15 protein-coding genes are annotated in these 19,246 nt (G+C 46.6%); 3 read left to right on the forward strand and 12 right to left on the reverse strand.

What is annotated here, in order from left to right; translation table 11 throughout:
* Nucleotides 1-3: 3 nt before the first annotated feature.
* From IX95_RS12040 to IX95_RS12050, 3 genes are read right to left on the reverse strand one after another with little or no spacing between them, the layout of a single operon-like run.
* Complete coding sequence (locus IX95_RS12040) at nucleotides 4-381, reverse strand: ectoine synthase (RefSeq protein ID WP_006961648.1); 378 nt, start codon at nucleotides 379-381, stop codon at nucleotides 4-6.
* Nucleotides 382-431: 50 nt separating this feature from the next.
* A complete protein-coding gene (locus IX95_RS12045) occupies nucleotides 432-686 on the reverse strand; it encodes an acyl carrier protein (RefSeq protein ID WP_038160262.1) in 255 nt (84 codons plus the stop codon).
* A 9-nt stretch (nucleotides 687-695) separates the two neighbouring features.
* Nucleotides 696-2,168: an AMP-binding protein gene (locus IX95_RS12050; RefSeq protein WP_038160266.1), complete on the reverse strand. Its 1,473-nt coding sequence runs from the start codon at nucleotides 2,166-2,168 to the stop codon at nucleotides 696-698.
* A 399-nt stretch (nucleotides 2,169-2,567) separates the two neighbouring features.
* On the opposite strand from IX95_RS12050, the gene IX95_RS12055 reads away from it, so the two are divergent.
* Together IX95_RS12055 and IX95_RS12060 are read left to right on the forward strand one after the other, a co-directional pair.
* Complete coding sequence (locus IX95_RS12055; RefSeq protein WP_019276340.1) at nucleotides 2,568-2,993, forward strand: MarR family winged helix-turn-helix transcriptional regulator; 426 nt, start codon at nucleotides 2,568-2,570, stop codon at nucleotides 2,991-2,993.
* A gap of 292 nt (nucleotides 2,994-3,285) precedes the next feature.
* A complete protein-coding gene (locus IX95_RS12060) occupies nucleotides 3,286-4,878 on the forward strand; it encodes a BCCT family transporter (protein WP_038160269.1) in 1,593 nt (530 codons plus the stop codon).
* A 55-nt stretch (nucleotides 4,879-4,933) separates the two neighbouring features.
* On the opposite strand, the gene IX95_RS12065 is transcribed toward IX95_RS12060, so the two are convergent.
* The 8 genes from IX95_RS12065 to IX95_RS12100 form a co-directional block, all read right to left on the reverse strand.
* The gene (locus tag IX95_RS12065; RefSeq protein WP_038160271.1) at nucleotides 4,934-7,057 is read right to left on the reverse strand and encodes a TonB-dependent receptor; all 2,124 of its coding nucleotides are present in this window, start codon (nucleotides 7,055-7,057) and stop codon (nucleotides 4,934-4,936) included.
* Between the two features lie 157 nt (nucleotides 7,058-7,214).
* Entirely contained in the window at nucleotides 7,215-8,525 is a 1,311-nt protein-coding gene (locus IX95_RS12070) for a lysine N(6)-hydroxylase/L-ornithine N(5)-oxygenase family protein (protein ID WP_038160274.1), read from the reverse strand.
* 52 nt (nucleotides 8,526-8,577) lie between these two features.
* Nucleotides 8,578-10,362 carry an IucA/IucC family protein gene (locus IX95_RS12075; RefSeq protein WP_038160275.1) on the reverse strand — a complete coding sequence of 595 codons (1,785 nt, stop codon included), beginning with the start codon at nucleotides 10,360-10,362 and terminating at the stop codon, nucleotides 8,578-8,580.
* Nucleotides 10,362-11,282: a GNAT family N-acetyltransferase gene (locus IX95_RS12080; protein WP_038160278.1), complete on the reverse strand. Its 921-nt coding sequence runs from the start codon at nucleotides 11,280-11,282 to the stop codon at nucleotides 10,362-10,364. Before IX95_RS12080 ends, IX95_RS12075 begins: the two co-directional genes overlap by 1 nt.
* Nucleotides 11,275-13,059 (reverse strand): IucA/IucC family protein, encoded by a 1,785-nt coding sequence (locus tag IX95_RS12085; protein WP_051912559.1) that lies wholly within the window; start codon nucleotides 13,057-13,059, stop codon nucleotides 11,275-11,277. The genes IX95_RS12080 and IX95_RS12085 overlap by 8 nt, the downstream gene beginning before the upstream one ends.
* A 217-nt stretch (nucleotides 13,060-13,276) precedes the next feature.
* On the reverse strand, nucleotides 13,277-15,235 hold the full coding sequence (gene fhuB / locus IX95_RS12090; protein WP_235202630.1) for a Fe(3+)-hydroxamate ABC transporter permease FhuB: 1,959 nt from the start codon (nucleotides 15,233-15,235) through the stop codon (nucleotides 13,277-13,279).
* A gap of 38 nt (nucleotides 15,236-15,273) precedes the next feature.
* Nucleotides 15,274-16,170 carry an ABC transporter substrate-binding protein gene (locus tag IX95_RS12095; protein ID WP_038160284.1) on the reverse strand — a complete coding sequence of 299 codons (897 nt, stop codon included), beginning with the start codon at nucleotides 16,168-16,170 and terminating at the stop codon, nucleotides 15,274-15,276.
* Between the two features lie 25 nt (nucleotides 16,171-16,195).
* Nucleotides 16,196-16,963 carry an ABC transporter ATP-binding protein gene (locus IX95_RS12100; protein ID WP_038160286.1) on the reverse strand — a complete coding sequence of 256 codons (768 nt, stop codon included), beginning with the start codon at nucleotides 16,961-16,963 and terminating at the stop codon, nucleotides 16,196-16,198.
* Between the two features lie 152 nt (nucleotides 16,964-17,115).
* Here IX95_RS12100 and IX95_RS12105 point away from each other — a divergent pair, with 152 nt between their 5' ends.
* Nucleotides 17,116-18,321, forward strand: coding sequence for an MFS transporter (locus IX95_RS12105; RefSeq protein WP_038160289.1), 1,206 nt, complete (start codon nucleotides 17,116-17,118; stop codon nucleotides 18,319-18,321).
* Here the strand turns inward: IX95_RS12105 and IX95_RS12110 are convergent.
* Entirely contained in the window at nucleotides 18,318-19,049 is a 732-nt protein-coding gene (locus tag IX95_RS12110) for a siderophore ferric iron reductase (protein WP_038160292.1), read from the reverse strand. The genes IX95_RS12105 and IX95_RS12110 overlap by 4 nt on opposite strands.
* Nucleotides 19,050-19,246: the final 197 nt, after the last annotated feature.

The raw sequence follows: 19,246 nt of genomic DNA on the forward strand, positions 1-19,246 counted from the left end.
AAATTAGTACTGTGAAAATCCATCGGCACTTAGCTGATGTTTCTCTTGGCCAGTTAATGGAGGGTTGAATACGCTGACTAGATGCAAGTCGTCACTTTCGTCAGCAATCAGGATATGTGGGTCATTTTCATCAAGTGCGTAGATTGCACCCGGTTCAATATCATAGATTGTGCTGCCATCGGCTGAAATCACTTGCCCCTTGCCGCTGATGCAATAACAAGCTTCTAAGTGGCGACGATACTGAAGACGAGACTCACTACCCGCCTCTACAACGGTGTGACAAACCGTAAAACCCATCCCATCTTTCTCAGTGAGTAGTCGAAAGCTTGAACCATTGCCCCACTGAACACCTTCAAGTTCCTTTTTGTTTCGATGTATCATTTTTTGCTCCTTCAAATACGTGTTGTTTGGATTTAGCGTTTAATGCAAAGCTAAGCTGTTAGCGGTGCATGTTCATGAATAAATTGTTCAATGCATTCGATCGAACTGAAGTCTTCAGGTGCGATTTCAATATCACCGGTTGGTATCTCAAACTCTTCTTCCAGCCAGGCCACAAGTCGAACAAGAGACAAGCTATCAATGACGCCTGTCATAAGAAGATCGCAGTCTTCAGGCAATGTCTCAGCAGCGATATCAGGGGCTAGCTCCCCGCAGATGTAGTTTTTAATCTCGGTACGGTAGTTCATGTTTTCCTCCTATAGGTTTAATGTGTGAACAATTTTGGTTCGGTCCGGCTTCCCTGTAGATGTTCTAGGCAGGGAAGTTTTACTAACGTGAAAACGAGATGGAATAGACGTTCTGGGTAGATGCTTGGCGCACAGTAGACGCAGGGACATCCCATCAAAATCCTGTTCTGAATTACAGTGAACAACGGCGTGAAGTACCGAGCCAGCAATCTCATCCCTTACCGCCAATACAAGAGACTCTTTGACCTGTTGCGAAAGGTTAATGACATGTTCGATATCCTTTAAATTAGTGCGCACGCCTCGAACCTTTACGATAAAATCAGTTCGACCAATCAATGAAATCTCGCCACGGTCACTGACGGAAACCCGATCACCCGATTTGTAGAACCATCGGTTATTGGCTTCATCAAAATAGAAAGCCTGGCTCGTTTTGTCTGACTCGGTATAACCAAGGGACATGAAAGGCGTCGAGGTATGCAGCTCCCCTTCACCTGCACCGATAAGCTCAAAACCTTCATCATCAACGATCTTAAAAGTTGAGCCTTGAATAGGAATTCCCAAAGGAAGTACTTCTAGCTGATTGATTTCTATAGCTTCAGCACTAAAAACAAATGAGTCATTGGTTTCCGTACAACCATAAATATTGTGAAAGCGGGAAGAGGGATAGTATGCCGCGACTTGCTCTCTCAATGATTTCGTCGTGACGTCCCCCGTGAACACAATATGTTCAGGTGAATACACGCTTGACTCTGCCTCACTATCCTGGCAAAGCAACGTATAAAGCATAGGTACACCTTGTATAAGGTTTGGTTGAGTTCGAGAAACTAAGGCTTTGAGATAAGAAGCCTGCGTTGCTTTTTCCTGACTCACTATAATCACACAAGCCCCGATCATCAGTGGCGCCCATACTTCCAATAGGCTCAAATCAAAGTTCAGTGGTGCGTAACTCAAAACCTTGGACTCGTTGCCAAGGCTAAAGAATTCTTCTGACCAGTTAACAAATGCATCGATTCCGCTTTGAGTTAAGCGAACAACCTTAGGAACACCGGTTGACCCTGATGTTGTGAGCATTAGTGCCACATCTTTATCGTCCTCAGCATGAGGCGCTCGCTCAAAATCCCAGGACCCAACAACTGAAACCTTGCCTTCGACTTCACTTATCACCAGCTCACAGCAGACAGCGGCTTTTTGATAAATGTGAGGTTTAACTTCACTACCCAAATCTTTAGAAATCAGTAATGGAGTGCAGCCCTTTTGACCAAGAGCCACGCACAAAGCCACATTTGCAACAGACTTTACCGCAGACACAGCAACAGTTACCTGACTAGGGACCTTCAGTCGGACCAATTCTTGTTCGGCATGCTGAACAAGCTGATCAAATTGGCGGTAACTCCATGTTTTATCTTCAGTAACAAATGCCGTGCTTTCTGGATCTTTTTTCACTTTTTCCGATAGCGCTGACACAACCCTCGCCAGTTTCATGACTCTTCCTTGTCCAATAACATTAACTTGCATGTGCAAGCATATTATTGGTCAGCGATAATCATGTCAACATGCTTGCACATACAACATGTTTGATATTTAGAATGAAAATTATGTGTTTTTATTACTAGAACAAGAGGTTAAGCGACAAATATATATAAATAGGTTATATGAAACAGTTCTTTATAATGATTATTTTGAATTTAATAAAATAAATCGATGCAATGAAACGCCTAAAATGAGAACTTTATAAAACACTAAATATGTGAAGAGTTTCACAATAATCTGTTCTACTGCTATAATTCGGTCTTACAAATTAAATGCATGTACATATTTATATAAGCAAATAACAACAAATCGGTAAGGGTGACGCCTCACCAACGACGAAGAGGTCCTCAAATGAAAACGCAATTTCTTCTCTGGCAAAAACTGAAAATTGTCATCGACAGCGTTGAAGCCCAGATAGCGAAAGAACTACAACAAAAACATGGGTTAGGTATTACAGAGTACCGAGCGCTAAGTTTGTTAATTGAGGCTCCTGATTCAGAACTAAGAATGCAAGAGCTCGCTAAATGCTTAGGATTGAATCAAAGTTCCGTCACCAGACTCGTAGAAAGACTAGAAAAAGGTGGCCACACTATCCGCGACTTGTGCCCAAAAGATAAGCGAGGCGTGTACACCGTATTAACTGGCAAAGGCCGGGAAGCTCAAACCTCAGCAGAAAAAGAGTATGCTGAATTCCTCAACAATGCACTGAGCGAAGCAGCTCTGATCGAAGACAATGCGGATATAGTGCAAAGTTTGCGCGAGATGATCCAACTATAGCGACACTGAAATATCCCCCCTCTTTTACCCTCTCGAAGGTTATGGCAGCACCGACAAAAGCAAGGATCGCTGCCTGCCCATAAAATACTCTGCTTATACAGCGTTAGCCTCTCTAATGAGGAGAGCAAATCACCATTGAGGCCTGACACATTTCATTAGACCTCTACTTAATCTTCCTTCCATTATTTACTCAATTATTGTTAGTAAACCAGACTCACTTTCGTTTTAACTGGCATTCTGTTACCCTTCTCCAGAAAATTTATTTCGAACTCTAAACAATTAGCGAGGATTAATGAGTAGTACTAAGGATAGGTATAGTATTGAAAATACCGATTATACCGTCGGTCAGGACAACGTTCAGAAATGGGGTTTTGACGTTCACAATCCAGTTTTTGGTGCGAGTGCGGGCCTGATCATTGTTTTTCTTGTCGCCCTTCTTATCGCCGATCCTACCGTTGCAAAATCCACTATTGATGGCGTAAAACTGCAAATCATCGAGTCATTTGACACGCTGTTTATGTGGTCAGGAAACGTGTTCCTGATTTTCTGTATTGGTCTGGTTTTATCGCCGTTTGGTAAAATTCGTATCGGTGGCGTCGATGCCAAACCTGAGCACTCCAACCTTTCATGGATCGCCATGCTATTTGCCGCTGGCATGGGTATCGGCTTGATGTTCTGGGGTGTTGCTGAGCCAGTTGCTTACTTCACTGGTTGGTTTGAAACACCACTAGGTGTCGAGCCATACACTGAAGAAGCAGCAAAAGTGGCTCTCGGTGCAACCATGTTCCACTGGGGTCTGCACCCATGGGCGATTTACGCCGTGGTCGCGTTAGCGATGGCCTTCTTTGCCTTCAATAAAGGTCTGCCACTTTCTATTCGCTCGGTGTTTTATCCTATTCTGGGTGATCGCACTTGGGGTTGGTTTGGTCATATCATCGATATCCTTGCAGTGCTAGCGACACTATTTGGTCTTGCAACCTCATTGGGTCTAGGCGCTCAGCAAGCCGCGAGCGGTATCAGTCATGTGTTTGGTATTGATGGTGGTCTCGGGTTGCAGCTGGGAGTAATTGCATTTGTCACCAGCCTTGCTGTTGTGTCTGTTGTCCGTGGTATTGATGGCGGGGTCAAAGTGTTGAGTAACACCAACCTGATTGTGGCCTTCGCTCTATTGATGTTTGTGATCATTGCAGGTCTGGCGACGGCGCTGGGTACCATTCCAACAACACTGACTGGCTATGTGGAAAATATGCTCCCACTGAGTAACCCATATGGCCGTGAAGACGAAGCTTGGATGCAAGGTTGGACGGTATTCTACTGGGCTTGGTGGGTATCTTGGTCACCATGTGTCGGTATGTTTATCGCCCGTATTTCAAAAGGCCGTACCGTACGCGAATTCCTTTCTGCGGTTATCCTGATTCCAACTGCCATCACCCTAGTTTGGATGTCCGCATTTGGTGGTATCGCGATTGAACAAGTCGTCAATCAAGTCGGTGAACTGGGTCAGAACGGTCTGACTGATATTACTATGTCACTGTTCTACGCCTTTGACGCCATGCCAATGGGGACACTGCTTTCCGTTATCTCTATTGTGTTGATCATGGTGTTCTTTATTACCTCATCTGACTCGGCGTCACTTGTTGTCGACAGTATTACGTCAGGCGGTAAAGTCGATGCACCTATCCCACAACGTATTTTCTGGGCATCGGTAGAAGGTGCTATCGCAGCAATGTTGCTTTGGATTGGTGGTACAGAAGCCATTCAAGCCCTGCAAGCAGGAACCATCTCAACTGGCTTACCATTTACTGTGATTCTGCTGACCATGTGTGTCAGCCTATTGATGGGTATGCGTACAGAACTTCAACATCACAAGCTCAGCTACGCGTAAGTGATACCAATAAAAAAGGCCGCTCAGTGAGCGGCCTTTTTACTTAATGCAACACTTAGAACTTAACTTGATAGTTCAAAGTGTACGTGCGGCCGCGGCCTTTGTATTCGTACATTGGAGAGTTGCCGTACCAATGGATAGCACGCTGACTCCAAGTAGTTAGGTAATCTTCGTTCAGTAGGTTTTTAATACCGAAACCAAGGCTACCAACAGGAAGCTGATAGTTACCCACGAGGTCAACCACGGTGTAACCGTCAAGTTTGCGATTGTCAGCATCGGTGTAATCAAACGTGGTCAAGCTTTGCAGCTTTACGTTGTAGTCGTATTCATACCAGCCAACCCATGCGCTTGCTTTTGAAGTGCTGGCTTCCATGGCTTCGTAATCTTCCCAGCCTGAATCTGCTTTGATTTCCGAAACAACATAGTGCCCAGAGCTACCTATCTGAAGGTTATCCATCGCCCAGTAGCTAACTTGTGCTTCAAGACCATAAACACGTTTTGGATCAGAAACGCCACTGATACTCTGGTCGTCAGCGTATTCAATTGAGCCATCTGAGTATGAGTAGTACGCTGCTGTTTGCAGAGAAACACTATCCCAATCGCTGCGATAACCTACCTCGTAGCTGTCGGTCTTAATGCCTTCCAGTTTAGTATCGTTTACATTTACCGAAGCGTCTTTACCGTAATACTTCGCTGGGTTAGCAAGATCAAAGCCTTGCGAGAAGTTAGCCCATACTTGAGACGACGGCGTTAGGTGATAGATAGTACCAATATTGAACAAGCTTTCTGCGTAATCCGTCTCACCGCCAGGAACGAAGTCAGAGCTAGCATTCTTCTGGAAATCAGAGATCTTAGTGTTTAGATATTGATAGCGATAACCACCTTGAAGCACCCAATCCGGAGTTAATGCGTATTCTGCTTGAATAAAGCCCGCAAGCGCATCGGTATCTACCCCCGGATAACGGCCTTCAATGGTATCGATCACGTTAATCATACCGCCGCTGTTTTCAGTCGTGGTTTGATCGTAGATAGCATTATCACTGTCAAAACGATCGATAAATCCATCAACCCCGTAAGTCAGATTGAGCTCACCAAAAGACTTATTCAGTGCAGTTTTGATAGACAGGATGTCGGTGTTTTGGGTCGATGAACTCAGTACCAATTCAGAACCGCCACCCGCCGTGTATGGCGTAAACGTGTGGTCTTCTTTACGGTAAGAAACTTCTGCAATCAACTGATGATTAAGGAAGTTAGCATGGCTGTATTGGGCACTCAGCATAATACGCTCTGTACCTTGCTGACGATCGGCTGCGTAACCTTTGCGAACGTCTACGAATTGATAGTTATCATCACTATCCTTTTCAAAATACAAACCGTATGGCGAATCTTGCTGGCTGTCGTAGTACTGCGCTAGCAAGTTCAGGTTTTGGTCTTCTGCAAGATTGACCTGCAACGTACCCAGTAGGTCAATCGTCTCATTAAACTGAGTCGAACCTTGGGAAATGTCTGGCGTCACGATTGTACCATCAGCGTCAAAGTAGCCTTGAGTTTTGGTGTAGGCAACCGATGCTCTGCCTTGCACTTTCTCGTTCCCGCCTGCGACGGATTGCGCCAGTTTGTAGTCGAAATCTTCACTTGAATTCAGACCAGATGTGCCACCAACAAAAGTCTCAAACTCCGGTTCTTCGCCCTGCGCTTTTTTGGTGATGATGTTGATTACACCACCGCTAGCACCAGCACCGTAAATTGAACTTGCACCTGATAACACTTCGATTCGCTCAATATTAAACGGGTCAATTGAATCCAACTGGCGGCTGATCGAGCGAACAGACTGTAGAGACACACCGTCAATCATCACCATGATACTGCGGCCACGTAAGTTTTGGCCTGAGTGAGTACGACCACCGCTGCTAACATCGAGTGAAGGAATCGTCGCCGCTAGGATTTCGTCCAAGCTTTTACCACCGCGATACTCTTGCTCGATTTGCTCAGCATCGATATACCAAACAGTACCTGGGATCTCACTGATCGCTTTTGGTGTTCTGCTGGATACCACCACCATTTTTTCTTGGGTCGTAGTGTATTCTTCAGCGTTTGCTGCTGAAGCAACGGTTGATGTTGCTGCTGCCACTGCAATTGCAACAAGGCTAAACGGGAATGCCCCTTTATTGAGTTTCATGTTTATCACTCTGTTTATAATTAAATCAAAAGCGTTATAAGAACGAGAATAGTACTCACTAACACTTTCATTTCCACCTTTATATAAAACTATTATTGGTATAATTATTTATATAAATCAGATATATAGAAGTTATCAATACTGCTATGCTCTCTTCTCACACCGAGAGCAATTCATGGACTTTCGAAGGTGTCGTCCATTCAATCATGCCCTTTCCAGCATCAAGATCGTAGAGGGGCTCTTGAGCTAAGCAGTTAATTATTCTTGCGCTTCTCCACGCCATTAGGCTCAACTGAGGCTCCGCAATGCCGTGACTATGCATTCCCGCATTGACGGCGAAAATCTTGTTGTTCGCAGAACCGCTCCACTTGAGTTCAAAATCAGGACTCATCTTGTAGCGCTGCTGCTCGTCAAGTTCCAACAATGGCAGAATCGCATCGAGACAGGCGGGATAAGGTGACTGAAAACCGGTCGCCAAAATCACAATATCAGCATCGTGGGCTTCGGATTGCGAGCTAAGCGCATTGGCTGTCTCCAATTCAAAGCTTGATTGCAGTTCGTACATTCTGTTAAGCGTACGGTGAGGTAATAGGCGCACCCACTTATCTTCTTTTAAAACATCAAACCTGTAGTAGAGCTCCTGATAAATCTCTAACAAGGATTTCTGCGTTACGCCATCAGACGTAAGCTTTTGCGCCTGTACTTCTGCTTGCCTCACTTCAGGTGCTAAGCCGACAAAAGCATCAACGTAATCTGGGGTAAAAAACTCATTGGTAAACGCCGCTTCATCCAGAGGTTGGAAATTTGATCGTCGTGAGATCCAGTCAAGCGACGCGACCTTACCCCACTTACCTCTTAGTACATTAAGGAAAATGTCTGCCCCACTCTGACCACCTCCTACAATGGCAACGCGCTTACCAGCAAAGTCACGTTGGCGCAGGCCAATTTCAGCCGCATGGAACACACGCTCACCAATATAGGCTGTCGCACAATCTGGAATAAACGGCACCTTGCCAGTCCCAATGCATAGGTTCTTCGCCGCCACTTTGCCCTTACTGGTGTGTAGTTCAAAATGGTCACCCGTGAACTCAACATGTTCGATACGAGAAGAGAACTGCACGTTATCTAACTGATGGGCCACCCATGCGAGATAATCAGAAAATTCGTGACGACTAATGCAGCTCAACTCCGCAGATAGAAAACGGTAGAACTTCTTGTTTTTAACTAAATAGGACAGAAACGAGTAAGGGTTTTCTGGGCATACCGCGCTGACTAGGTCCTTGAGGAACATGGTCTGCATATTAGTGTTATCAAGCAACAACCCAGGGTGCCACGAAAAATGCTCCCTACTTTCAAAGAATCGGGCATTGATATGGTTTTTCTGAGCCAATAGTGCGGCAACACTGAGATTAAATGGGCCAGCTCCAATGCCAGCCAAATCAAGTATGGTGTCGTTAGTGCGTTCCATAATGAACGTTCCTTAGTTGTTATTAAATCAAGGCTTAAATAAGCGTTAAACCTTATTGCAGCTCTGTGGCTGCTTCTTTATTTGCTGACAGATAAAGCGGATTATCGAGCTGGTCGTCCATATCCGGCAGCATCCTTGATGAGCTCGAATCCGTGTTGTGTCTGAACTTGGCGAGGTTAAGGCCAATTCGAAGAATTCTGGGCTTAAATAGATCAAAGGATCGGAAGCGCTCTTCCAGCTCAGGAAGCGCTTCTGAATAACTGCGAATGCGGTTTCCAAGTATCTGGTAGAAGGTTTCCTCGCTGACACCGATTTGCTCCACCAGCGGAGAGATAAAGCGCAAGACAGTAACGAAATGTCCGGTTTGAAGATCATGAATGATCAGCTCTTCGGGTAATCGCACCGTGACTTCTTTTACTGAGTCAGACAGTGAGTCCTGTTCAGGGTAATGCTTGTCGACCAAACGCATATCACCTTGAAAGTCTTTAAGAAGGATTCGCTTGGGTAGGGAGTCTTCCATTACCAAAGTGACGTTCTGACCATGTGCAATCAGAGAGACGCCATACTTGCACAGCAGGTGGTAGTAAGGGATCACGACAGCATCGAACAGCTGGCCAAGCCATGACTCGATAGACACACCCGATGCGAGAATGTACTCACTAATCAATGACGTCCCATGGCAGTCAGTCTCCATCAAGGCAGCCATTAGTATCGCGCTTTCACCATCTTTGAGCTTAGAGATTGCCGACTCTCGCCAGATCACACCAAGCAACTCATGATAACGATAAGGCGCGTGTTGCAACTGTGCGTAATCATGTTGAGCGGCAAATGCCGCTGCAGGCTCTTGCAATACTTCGGCTTGCTTTTCTAGCAGTATTGGGTCGCTTTGGAAAACAGAATGGATCCAATCAGAAGCGGTAGGGCCCACTAGAATATAACGCCCCGGAATACCGCGATAGCAAGAAGTATTCATCACCGTTAGCGGCAGTTTAATATCGAAATTCTGCGGACGAGTGACATTGCTTAACGTACGCAAGGACAGCTGAGGAAGAAAATGATCACCAAACTCACCCAGATAAATCAACTGCTTGCAGGCCTGTTCACGAGTAAACAGCAAAGCAAGTTTGTTGCGCCATTGCCAAGGGTGGACAGGCACAAAATGGTAATCGGCAATATCTTGATCCAATCCGGAAATCACCGTTTGCATTTGGTCAATGTCAGCCTTGTTGACTGCGCTTTCCACCAGTTGGCCCCAATTGACTTCTTGATTGGTCGATACTTGAAGAATATCGTTGTGTACAGCGACCCAGCCTAGCTGAAAGGCTTGATGGGATTCAGGTGCATAGCGCAGCAAGTCCTCACTCCCCCAGCCTCTTCTACCTTTGTTAAATGCAAATTTTGGGTGGCCATCGAAATAAGATTGCTGCTCTTCACACGACATTAGACTCAAACCTTTAGCCGTTATCGATGCCTTGCGCGCCATTAACTGACAATCACTCCACAAAGTTGCATTGAGGTCTTCAAGGTGCTCTGCCATGGCTTCATCTGGCATCTCAAGCAAAGCCTGAATGTCGCGCATAAACAGTGCTGCACTGAGCGGTTCTTGTTCATCATTGAGTGACGTGCGAACCAGTGATTGCGACTCAATCACGATTTGGCCCCAAATGTTTTCCTTTCCATCAAATTGATAGGTAGTGCCGTTATCAAGCTCAAGCACGAAACCTTGCTCTACACGGTGGATCGAAAACGCCTGCTCGTAACCAAATTCACTGATGAGCTTGGCGACCATTTTGAGGTTCGCAATGTGCCAATACTTGTGAAGTGCGGATTGTGTCATCACCATTGCTCCTCAAAGAATCGATCACGATTGAGCATTAACAACGCGGAACGTTTGTGAGGAAAATTGAATTCCATACATTTGTCATAGCCAAGCGGCAAAATGCGCTTGAATAGCCTCTGATTGTCGTGGCGAGGTTCAAGAACAATACGCTGAGTTCTGGCGTCATCAATAAAGAGATAGTGACTGATTGCTCTCATCCAGCAATCAAAATACTTAGGCCCACGAAAACTTTCTTCACCGACCAACAAGTGGATACCGCGGTCAAAATTTTCGACCGGATAATACGGGCTCAATCGATCTTCAGCGACCCAGTAAGCTTCAATGTAACCAAAAGGCTGACCGTTAAACTCCCCTATCAAAGGCACAATATGCGGATCAGCGAGTCGCTGCTGAACAAACTCAGCCAGTTTCTCTCGACTCCATGCTTGCTCCCAAAATTCGGCCACACGCGGATCGTTCATCCAAATCGTAAAGTTATCGAGGTCTTTCTCCAACGTAAAAACACGAAAACTCACTGTTAATTCAGACTTAGCGTCATAACGCTGGTAAACCAAACCTTCCGGCATCGGTGGCCTCTGCGGGTGATGGCGATATCGGCTATCCGTCTGGACCTGAAGCAATGGATAGCGATCGGAAGGCTTGTGCTTTAGCCAGTTAAATTGGCTCTGATAGAATGCGGCGCGCTTTAACGTACAGTCAGTAAAGATAGGCAACTTCTGCTTAACTTTGTGCCAGACATTGATGTCCTGACATTCGATCTCAACAGCCAACAGCTCAACATGCTGGCTAAACAAAGCATCCAGCTCATCCACCATCAAAGACAATAGATCAGCTTGGTTTAAGTCACTATCTTGTATAGCGATAGTGACTTTAGGCAGGTTATCAGGCTGATAGGTTACAGTGCGAAACTCATGCATGGCTGGTCTCCTTAACGCGAACTAACGGGTTAGGTAAATCGAAATAGATCACCGCAGGATCGGGAATAGAGTTTTCATTGAAATTCTGCAGGTAACAGAAGAAATTGCCCTTACAGCATAAGGACTGGCTTTCCAGTACATAGCGCAAACACTGATCATCTCGAACCCCAGTATCTAACAACCGACGGAGATGTTTATGTAAGATTGCCACGAGTTCCAACTCCTCAACTCCACATTGGGCGGCTAAGTTGCTGATGACGTTGTACGAGGAATTAATGATCAGATAGTAGGCGAAATAGCGTCTTACCTTGCCCTGATCCCAATAATTCTCAACATCTCGCTTGGCTTCTTTTAGCTGCTCACCAAAAAGTTCAAAAGCAAGATCGGTATAGCCTGTTCCTTGGCAGTCTCGGTAGTACATTCCGATTGGAAAACCACTCTCCAACTGCATGACTATGTTCTGCTGATGGGCGAGAAACACGACACCAAAGTTAGCTTGCAGGTTAAACAGGGGCACCACTGTGTGTCGGCAGTAAGCGTCAAACCAATCTATTGCTGCATGTTTCACGTCAACGTTTTGTGTGCGGGCATATTCACTAACGCGGTTAGCCAAAAGACTTGCCCCACCATACGGGTTTTGTTGGGTCAAGGTTGCCAGTACGACGGCTTCTTGAGCGGGCTGGGTTGCTAACGGGTTATCACGCAATGCGACAAGGCTTTCATCAATCACTTCACCGTTTTGATCAACTAAACCAAGGAATGCAGGCTCCTGCATTAGCTGGAAACCCACCCCATCGCCAAGTGTTTCCTGCAGTGACGAGTGCTGGAAAAGATCATTCAATCGCGTACCACGTACGACTTCTTTGAGTGACAAATTGCGAATGGAGTTAGTCAGTTTGACACTGAGAGAAAACTTCAGCATGTATGGTAACGACTGGGAATACAGCGAACGTGTCGACGATGTTGGATACCATTGTGCGCCCAACTGGCCTAGTTGACGAATTTTGCCCAGCTGCAAATAATTCTGAATGCTTGGCAGTTCTTGCATCACTTGCCACTGCCAAGGGTGAGCAGGCAACAGCGTCTCGCCATCATTCAGTCGACCTTCAAGCCCATGGCACAAAGCTCCATCTTGTGAGACTAACGCCTGCAATCGCTGCGACAACGTAGAATCAGCAGAGCTATCGCCAATCAGCACATCTTCGTTAACCGCCAACCAAACTAAAGCAAAATGACCACCAAACTCAGGAGAGAACTGCTTCGCGTCTTCAAAACTAAATTGTTCACGACTCTTTGGTGCTGGGTGGAACGAGTGACCAACCAAAAGACTCTGCTCTGCTTGAGTAAAGTCCAGCCGCTGTTCAAACAATTTAGCTCCATACGGATGATGCTGCGCAGCCAGATAAGTATTGTGGTAGCTCTCAGTCACACGCTGGGTGAATATCGCTTTTTGCTCTTTGCTGAGCAGCCCAACTAAGGCAGGCTCATCAAGCACTAACGCAAGCAACTGAGAAAACCTAATAGGTTGAGAAACATCGGTTGCCTGGTCATTCAACATGGCTGGAAAGAGGTATTCGTGACCTCCAAGTGAAGAAAAGTGACTGAGCTTAATTGAAATACTTCGTTCACCGGACAAGGGAATGTTGTACAAGGTAACAGAGGAGTTATGCTCAAACTGAATAAGCTCACTTTCGCGCGCAAGGGCATTAAGAAAGCATGCAGCGGGAACATCATTAACTGCTTCGAAAGGGGGGATCTGATCGTTTAAACGATTCATTAGATATCTCGATTTCCATATAACTGACATCGAGAACGATAAGAATTCTTATTTTCGTTAACAAATAAAATTAACTAAATAATTAAAATAGCCACCTCATTAATATAAAAATATCAAAAAAATCTGTACCGTATACTCATTACAAAGTTGGCACAGCTTTAGTCCAGTAAGGCTTAGCGAGTGGTTTGAACAAACTAAACCACTCGCACCAACAGCATTACTTTCTCATCAGATATAGGAAGTAGGCTCCGCCTAAAATCGAGGCTAGTAAGCCTGCGGGGAATTGCCATGGGAACCACAGCGTTCGACCGATCCAGTCCGCCATCACCATCACCACTGCACCGATAAGCGCAGCGGTAATTAGTTGATTCTTGGCTTGATATTGATTGAGTGATCTCGCCATATGCGGCGCCAACAAGCCAATAAAACTTAGCGGGCCAATAACAATCGTACATAGCGTAGTAATAGCCGCGACTAAGATCAGCAGCAGTAAGCGAACCTTGCGACAATCAATACCAATGCTGCTGGCGGTAGTTTCACCAAGGCCAATCAGCTCAATCCAGCGTTGAGCCAGTAATGCCGCTCCGCCAAGTACAGTCACACCCACGAGCAACAGGCCAATATCGTAACTTGAAACCAAATAAGTAGAGCCGGAAAGCCAGGTAAGTAGCGCGCGGACATTGTCCTGCCCTGACGTCATTGCGACGCGCAAAAAAGCATCCAAGCCAGCACTGAGTGCAATACCAGTCAGCAAGGTCTGAGTAGGCGCAAAATTGTGTTTGCGACCGAACAACCACACCAGCCAAGTCACCAGCAATGCGCCGCTTGTACCAAGTAGCATTTGCTCATGGCGCTCAACCGCAAAACCCAGCATTGCTCCGAGAACGAGTGCTAAGGCTGCGCCCGAGCTGATACCGAGAATCTCAGGGCTCGCCATTGGGTTGTTTGATACGCGCTGAATGATGGTTCCCGCAAACGCCAAACCAATACCTGCAAGTAAGGCAACAAACACGCGTGGCAGGCGGAGTTCAAGCACCGCCATCGAATCAGCAATCGACCAACCCGTCTGATTCTTACCGACAAATATCCCCACCACAACCGCTATAACAAGCGTAACCACCAATCCTGAGACGACTTTGAGTAAGCTACGATGGCGATATTGTTCAACCACCTCATCGCGTGCCTTAAGGTCCGATTGCAAGGATTTACGTTGCAGTAACCAAAGCAGGAAAGGCGCCCCCAATAACGCAGTCATCGCCCCGGTTGGCAGTAGCTCGCCACCTACTCCAGAGAAAGGCTGAATACTCAGGTCGGCGAGTAACAACATGGTCGCGCCGACTAAACCGCTGATCAGAATCTGCCAGTGCAGCGCTCTCGCGCCTAACATTCTTGCCAGTGCTGGAGCGACGATACCGACAAAACCAATCAAACCGACTTCACTGACAACCGCCGCTGTCACAAAGATAGCCAGAGTCAGGCACGCTACTTTGATTTGTTTGACGTTCACACCCAGTGACGAAGCAACGCCATCGCCGAACTGCAATGCTGATAATGGTCGTTGCAAGACAAGCAACAACAGGGTTGGAATAATCACTAAAGGCAATAAAGTCGTGACACTCGACCAATCATTCTGATTCAAGGTGCCCGCGCCCCAGACAAATACGCTGGTGAGCTGCTGCTCGTGTAACAGCAATAGCATGGTGTTGAGCGCCCCAAAGAACAGACTGACGACCATACCCGCCAACACCATATGAACGGGCGAAAAGCCTCGCTTCGCACTCAAAGCAAACACCAGAAACGTCGCCAGACAGCCACCAAGAAATGCAGGAATAAAACCAGCGACACTCATACCCGCAGGTAAAAGGAGTATTCCCAGCACCATGCCCAGTTCTGCGCCTGCCGCAACGCCTAACGTAGTGGGTGAGGCAATCGGGTTACGCAACACAAACTGCATTACACAACCTGCTATCGCCAGTGCAAAACCGCAAATGACCGCAATCGCCAAACGCGGCAAATAAGTCAGATGAGTGATCAGATGTTGATAGTTTGCCGCATCATAGTGAAATACCGTATTCCACAGCAGAGGCCAGCCTTGTGAGTAAGGGGCGGTGATCTGTACTAACCAAACAAGGGCCGCCAATAACAAAAACGCCACTAAAGGCGTTTTTAGATTCATCGCAGTACGACGTTCAGTCTGCGTTTGTGTCACGTTCATTATTTATCGCTGGTCAATTGTTCTGTGATGTGGTCACTGAACCTTTGTGCAGCAATCAGGCCGCCGAAAGTCCAGATAGCCGGTAGCTCATACACGGAATCGGTACGAGTGAATTCCATCGCCTGCCACAGCGGAGATTGAGTCAGTTGCTTGCGCTCATTGTCTTTTAACGGCCCAAAGATCATTAGGTTGGTTTTCTGATGCTCAGCTAACTTTTCAGTCCCCGCGGTAGTAAAGCCCCACATATTGGTTGCTTCGTGCCAGTCGTTCTTCAGACCCATCTTTGTAATCGTCGACTGTGCAAGCGAGCCATCACTATGAATTCGTAGCGTTTTATCGTTAATAAAGCGGATGAACATCAAAGGTTTCAGATCCGCATTTGCCGCTTTTATCTTGTCACCATTGGTTTTAAGACGAGCCGTGGTTTGCTCAATTACCTTTTGTGCTTGCTGCTCTTTGTTGAAAAGCTTGCCAAGAGAACGTGTGATGCGCTCCGCCGATGCAAGCGGTGTTTTTGCATCGCTGTAGACGGTATAAACCAGAACTGGTGCAATCTGCTCTAGCTGCTTGTAGGCAGGGGCAATGTGCTCACTAATTAGGATCACATCAGGTTTAAGGTCAGCAATCAGTTCCAGATTTGGCTCGCGGCGAGAACCAACATCAATGACATTTTTATTCAGCTCGGGTTGTGCCACCCATGTATTGTACCCTGCCACATCGGCAATACCTTGTGGCATAACACCAAGGCTTAATACGGTTTCAGTTAATGCCCAATCAAGCGCGACAACCTTCTTTGGTGCCTGATCAAAAGAGGCAACCCCGAGCTCGTGTTTGATTTCGAATGCACTCGCGGCAAAGGCTAGAAAAGAGGTCAAAAGTATGATGATTCGTTTCACAAGCGGATTCCTCAACGATCAAAAATTATGGGATGTAACTGATAGGGTGGCCGGTATCCGGATGCGGGAACAAAGCCAGCTCCATACCGTAGATCTTCATGAGAGTGTCAGGTGTCATCAACTCTTGTGGCGTGCCCTTGGCGATGACTTGACCCGAGTGCAAAGCCACCAGCTCATCACTGAACTTGGCCGCCATGTTCACGTCATGCAGCACCATGATAACCGTCAGCCCCAAGCTTTGATTCAACTCTCGAATCAGCGCCAACAACTCATATTGATGCGCTACATCCAGCGCTGAGGTCGGTTCATCCAGCAAGATGCACTGACTTTGTTGGGCAAGTAACATAGCCACCCACGCGCGCTGCCTCTCACCACCAGACAAAGTAGCAACAAAACGATCGCTAAACTGGGTTAACCCGACCTTCTCAATCGCTTCGTCCACTAACGCGTAATCTTCTTTACTGTAGCGACCAAAAGCACCTTTCCACGGATAACGTCCGAAGCACACTAATTCACGCACCGTTACGCCATCCGTCATTGGAGGATGCTGAGGCAAATAAGCAACGTTCAGCGCAAAATCTTGGCTGGTGTAGGAAGACACCGCCTTGTCACTGAAAAGGACTTGACCACTGGCGGGTTGATTCTGTCGGCTGAGCAATTTAATTAGCGTCGATTTACCGCAGCCATTGTGACCGAGCAAAGTCGTCACCGCCCCTTTGTTAAAGGTCAGATTTGTCGGATGTAAGATGGTTTTATCTTCGATTGCAAACGAAGCATCCAGTAATTGAAACATGAAAATGAAGAGTTGTTTTATTTGGCACCAGCGGTTAACTTTATCACACCGCAAGGTTAATGATAATTATTTTCATAATCATTAAATATCACGTTATTTCGATGCATTTTCATCACCAAGATCAATAAGAAACCGACAAACGGTGCTTTCTCATGTCAGTTGTAAAAAATACACGTATCCAACTCAGTGTGATTGGTTTAATCGCCGCCTTGATGGGCATTGGTCAAAATGGGCTTTTGGTGTCATTGCCCTTTCTGGTTGAGCACTCCGCCTTTGCCTTGCCAACGTGGTCAATCTTAATTGCCGTTGGTAGTTTTCTGTTTCTCCCCGCCGCCCCTTACTGGGGACGCCACAGCGATCAATTTGGTCCGAAACGAGTCGTCATTCAAGCACTGCTGGGAATGGCAGTGAGCTTCTTGCTATTGCTGGTGTTTGCAATACTCAGTGATCAAGGTCAGCAATGGATCGGGTGGTGCCTAGCGGGGCTCGTATTTGCGCGAATCATCTACGGTTGTACCGTCGCCGGCATGGTTCCCGCCAGCCAGCATTGGGCGATTCTCCTTTGTGGTGAGCAAAACCGGATTCAGGCCATTACCTCAGTGAGTATCGGCCTCAGTACAGGGCGTCTACTTGGGCCTTTGCTTTCTATTGTGCTACTGAAGTTCTCGCCTTTCGCCCCATTAATGGTGATGGTGCTGTTCCCTGTCTTAGCGTTAATGGGAGCTTACTGGCTCCCTTCCCCGCCATTGGACAAACCATGTGCAGGTGAAGAGAAACCTCGCCTTTCTTGGATACCCAACACTCCACTGATGCCATTTCTGTTTTCTGGTTTACTACTGTGTGCGGTCATCGCATTGCTGCAATACAGTTTCTCTCCACTGATTTTTAGCGTCACAGAATGGCCGACTGACCAAATCAGTAATGCTATCGGCATTCTTCTGACAATCAGTGCCGCCATGACTCTGAGCACTCAGATACTGGTTATCAAAAAGAAAAAGCTGACGCCGACGGCAATGTATCAGTTAGGCGGGCTGGCAATGCTGACTGGGTTTGTTTTGTTCCTTATACCCAACATCTGGCTATTCGGCGTTGCAATGGCGATTGCAGCCAGTGGCGCTGCACTCTTGGTCCCTGCTTATACGGCGAAAGCCACGGAAACAGACAAAAGCTCACCTGGTGCGATTTCGGGGTATATTTCAATGTCACACACGCTCGGATATGGGCTCGCTTCGCTACTGGCTTTTAGTGCAACCATCAATCCGATTTACCCGATCTACATTTGTATTGGCTTTTCCGCGATCATTTTCGTCATCGCGCTTAAACAACGTAGCACCGGAACGTTAGAAACACAGAGCTAGACTTTATTATCCGGATGTCGCGGACAATCCTCGCAGAGTTTACGTCCGTGACATTTGTATACCAAGCAACAACTGGTACGTACCAGTTTCAGCTCTCCACTTTGTTCATCCACGGTCAGTGTTTTAGCCAATTTAGCGGGCAGCCCACACGCATCCAACCAAAGTGAAGCCTGTTCAAGCAGATAGTCATTGGGAATATGCGGGGCAAACTTACTCAGCTTAACCAGACAACCCAGCACACCATCAGCGAACAAGTGGTTGGTAAAGCCCGGACGAATCCGCGTCCACTGGCTCATCTCTTCACGGAAAAAAGCAAACAACGCCTGCAGTTGAACGCCTGCTTTTGCTACTAACTCCGCCTCTGTGCCATGAACATGCTCTGTCGATTCGAATTGAAAGCCTGCTACAAACTCCGACTGCACTTTTTGTCCAATGCGAGTGAGATCAGGCAAACCATGTAATGCATAAATGGATATGAATGAAAGGTAGACGGGTTGCCAACAAATCAGATCCCACGTTCGGGTTAACCAATAGGCAGAGCCGGCTTCCGGGTGAGCCGCCTTCAGGCGTTCATACAGGTCTTGGATATTTTCACTGCAAGGATGATCGACGTGGAGAATGTCTTGCTGAGGCGCATCTTCGGGGATCGGTGAAATCACACCAGCCAGATAAGGCGTTACTTGTTGCGCGTATTCGAAGAGGTGCTCGAAGAAAGCGTCTGAGCTCATAGTGGCGATATTTATAGAATCAAAATCAGCTTGTTAGGATAGTGATAACACGAAGTTAATGCAATTGATTATTATTAACCAAAGTACCAAATAACAAGATTCGAAATCAAAACTGATTCAGTTTACGGACTCGCTTTCAAAGGCAGCGTTGCGACATTAACAAAGTTCAAGTAGCTTTTCCGCTCTCAATTCATTAA

The sequence above is a fragment of the Vibrio sp. B183 genome, from assembly GCF_000740665.1.
GTDB classification, from domain to species: domain Bacteria; phylum Pseudomonadota; class Gammaproteobacteria; order Enterobacterales; family Vibrionaceae; genus Vibrio; species Vibrio coralliilyticus.

Excerpts from the sequence above, each read along its gene's own strand:
- IX95_RS12040 (WP_006961648.1), bottom strand. The coding sequence starts at position 381 with ATGATACATCGAAACAAAAAGGAACTTGAAGGTGTTCAGTGGGGCAAT.
- IX95_RS12045 (WP_038160262.1), bottom strand. The coding sequence starts at position 686 with ATGAACTACCGTACCGAGATTAAAAACTACATCTGCGGGGAGCTAGCC.
- IX95_RS12050 (WP_038160266.1), bottom strand. The coding sequence starts at position 2,168 with ATGAAACTGGCGAGGGTTGTGTCAGCGCTATCGGAAAAAGTGAAAAAA.
- IX95_RS12055 (WP_019276340.1), top strand. The coding sequence starts at position 2,568 with ATGAAAACGCAATTTCTTCTCTGGCAAAAACTGAAAATTGTCATCGAC.
- IX95_RS12060 (WP_038160269.1), top strand. The coding sequence starts at position 3,286 with ATGAGTAGTACTAAGGATAGGTATAGTATTGAAAATACCGATTATACC.
- IX95_RS12065 (WP_038160271.1), bottom strand. The coding sequence starts at position 7,057 with ATGAAACTCAATAAAGGGGCATTCCCGTTTAGCCTTGTTGCAATTGCA.
- IX95_RS12070 (WP_038160274.1), bottom strand. The coding sequence starts at position 8,525 with ATGGAACGCACTAACGACACCATACTTGATTTGGCTGGCATTGGAGCT.
- IX95_RS12075 (WP_038160275.1), bottom strand. The coding sequence starts at position 10,362 with ATGACACAATCCGCACTTCACAAGTATTGGCACATTGCGAACCTCAAA.
- IX95_RS12080 (WP_038160278.1), bottom strand. The coding sequence starts at position 11,282 with ATGCATGAGTTTCGCACTGTAACCTATCAGCCTGATAACCTGCCTAAA.
- IX95_RS12085 (WP_051912559.1), bottom strand. The coding sequence starts at position 13,059 with ATGAATCGTTTAAACGATCAGATCCCCCCTTTCGAAGCAGTTAATGAT.
- fhuB (WP_235202630.1), bottom strand. The coding sequence starts at position 15,235 with ATGAATCTAAAAACGCCTTTAGTGGCGTTTTTGTTATTGGCGGCCCTT.
- IX95_RS12100 (WP_038160286.1), bottom strand. The coding sequence starts at position 16,963 with ATGTTTCAATTACTGGATGCTTCGTTTGCAATCGAAGATAAAACCATC.
- IX95_RS12105 (WP_038160289.1), top strand. The coding sequence starts at position 17,116 with ATGTCAGTTGTAAAAAATACACGTATCCAACTCAGTGTGATTGGTTTA.
- IX95_RS12110 (WP_038160292.1), bottom strand. The coding sequence starts at position 19,049 with ATGAGCTCAGACGCTTTCTTCGAGCACCTCTTCGAATACGCGCAACAA.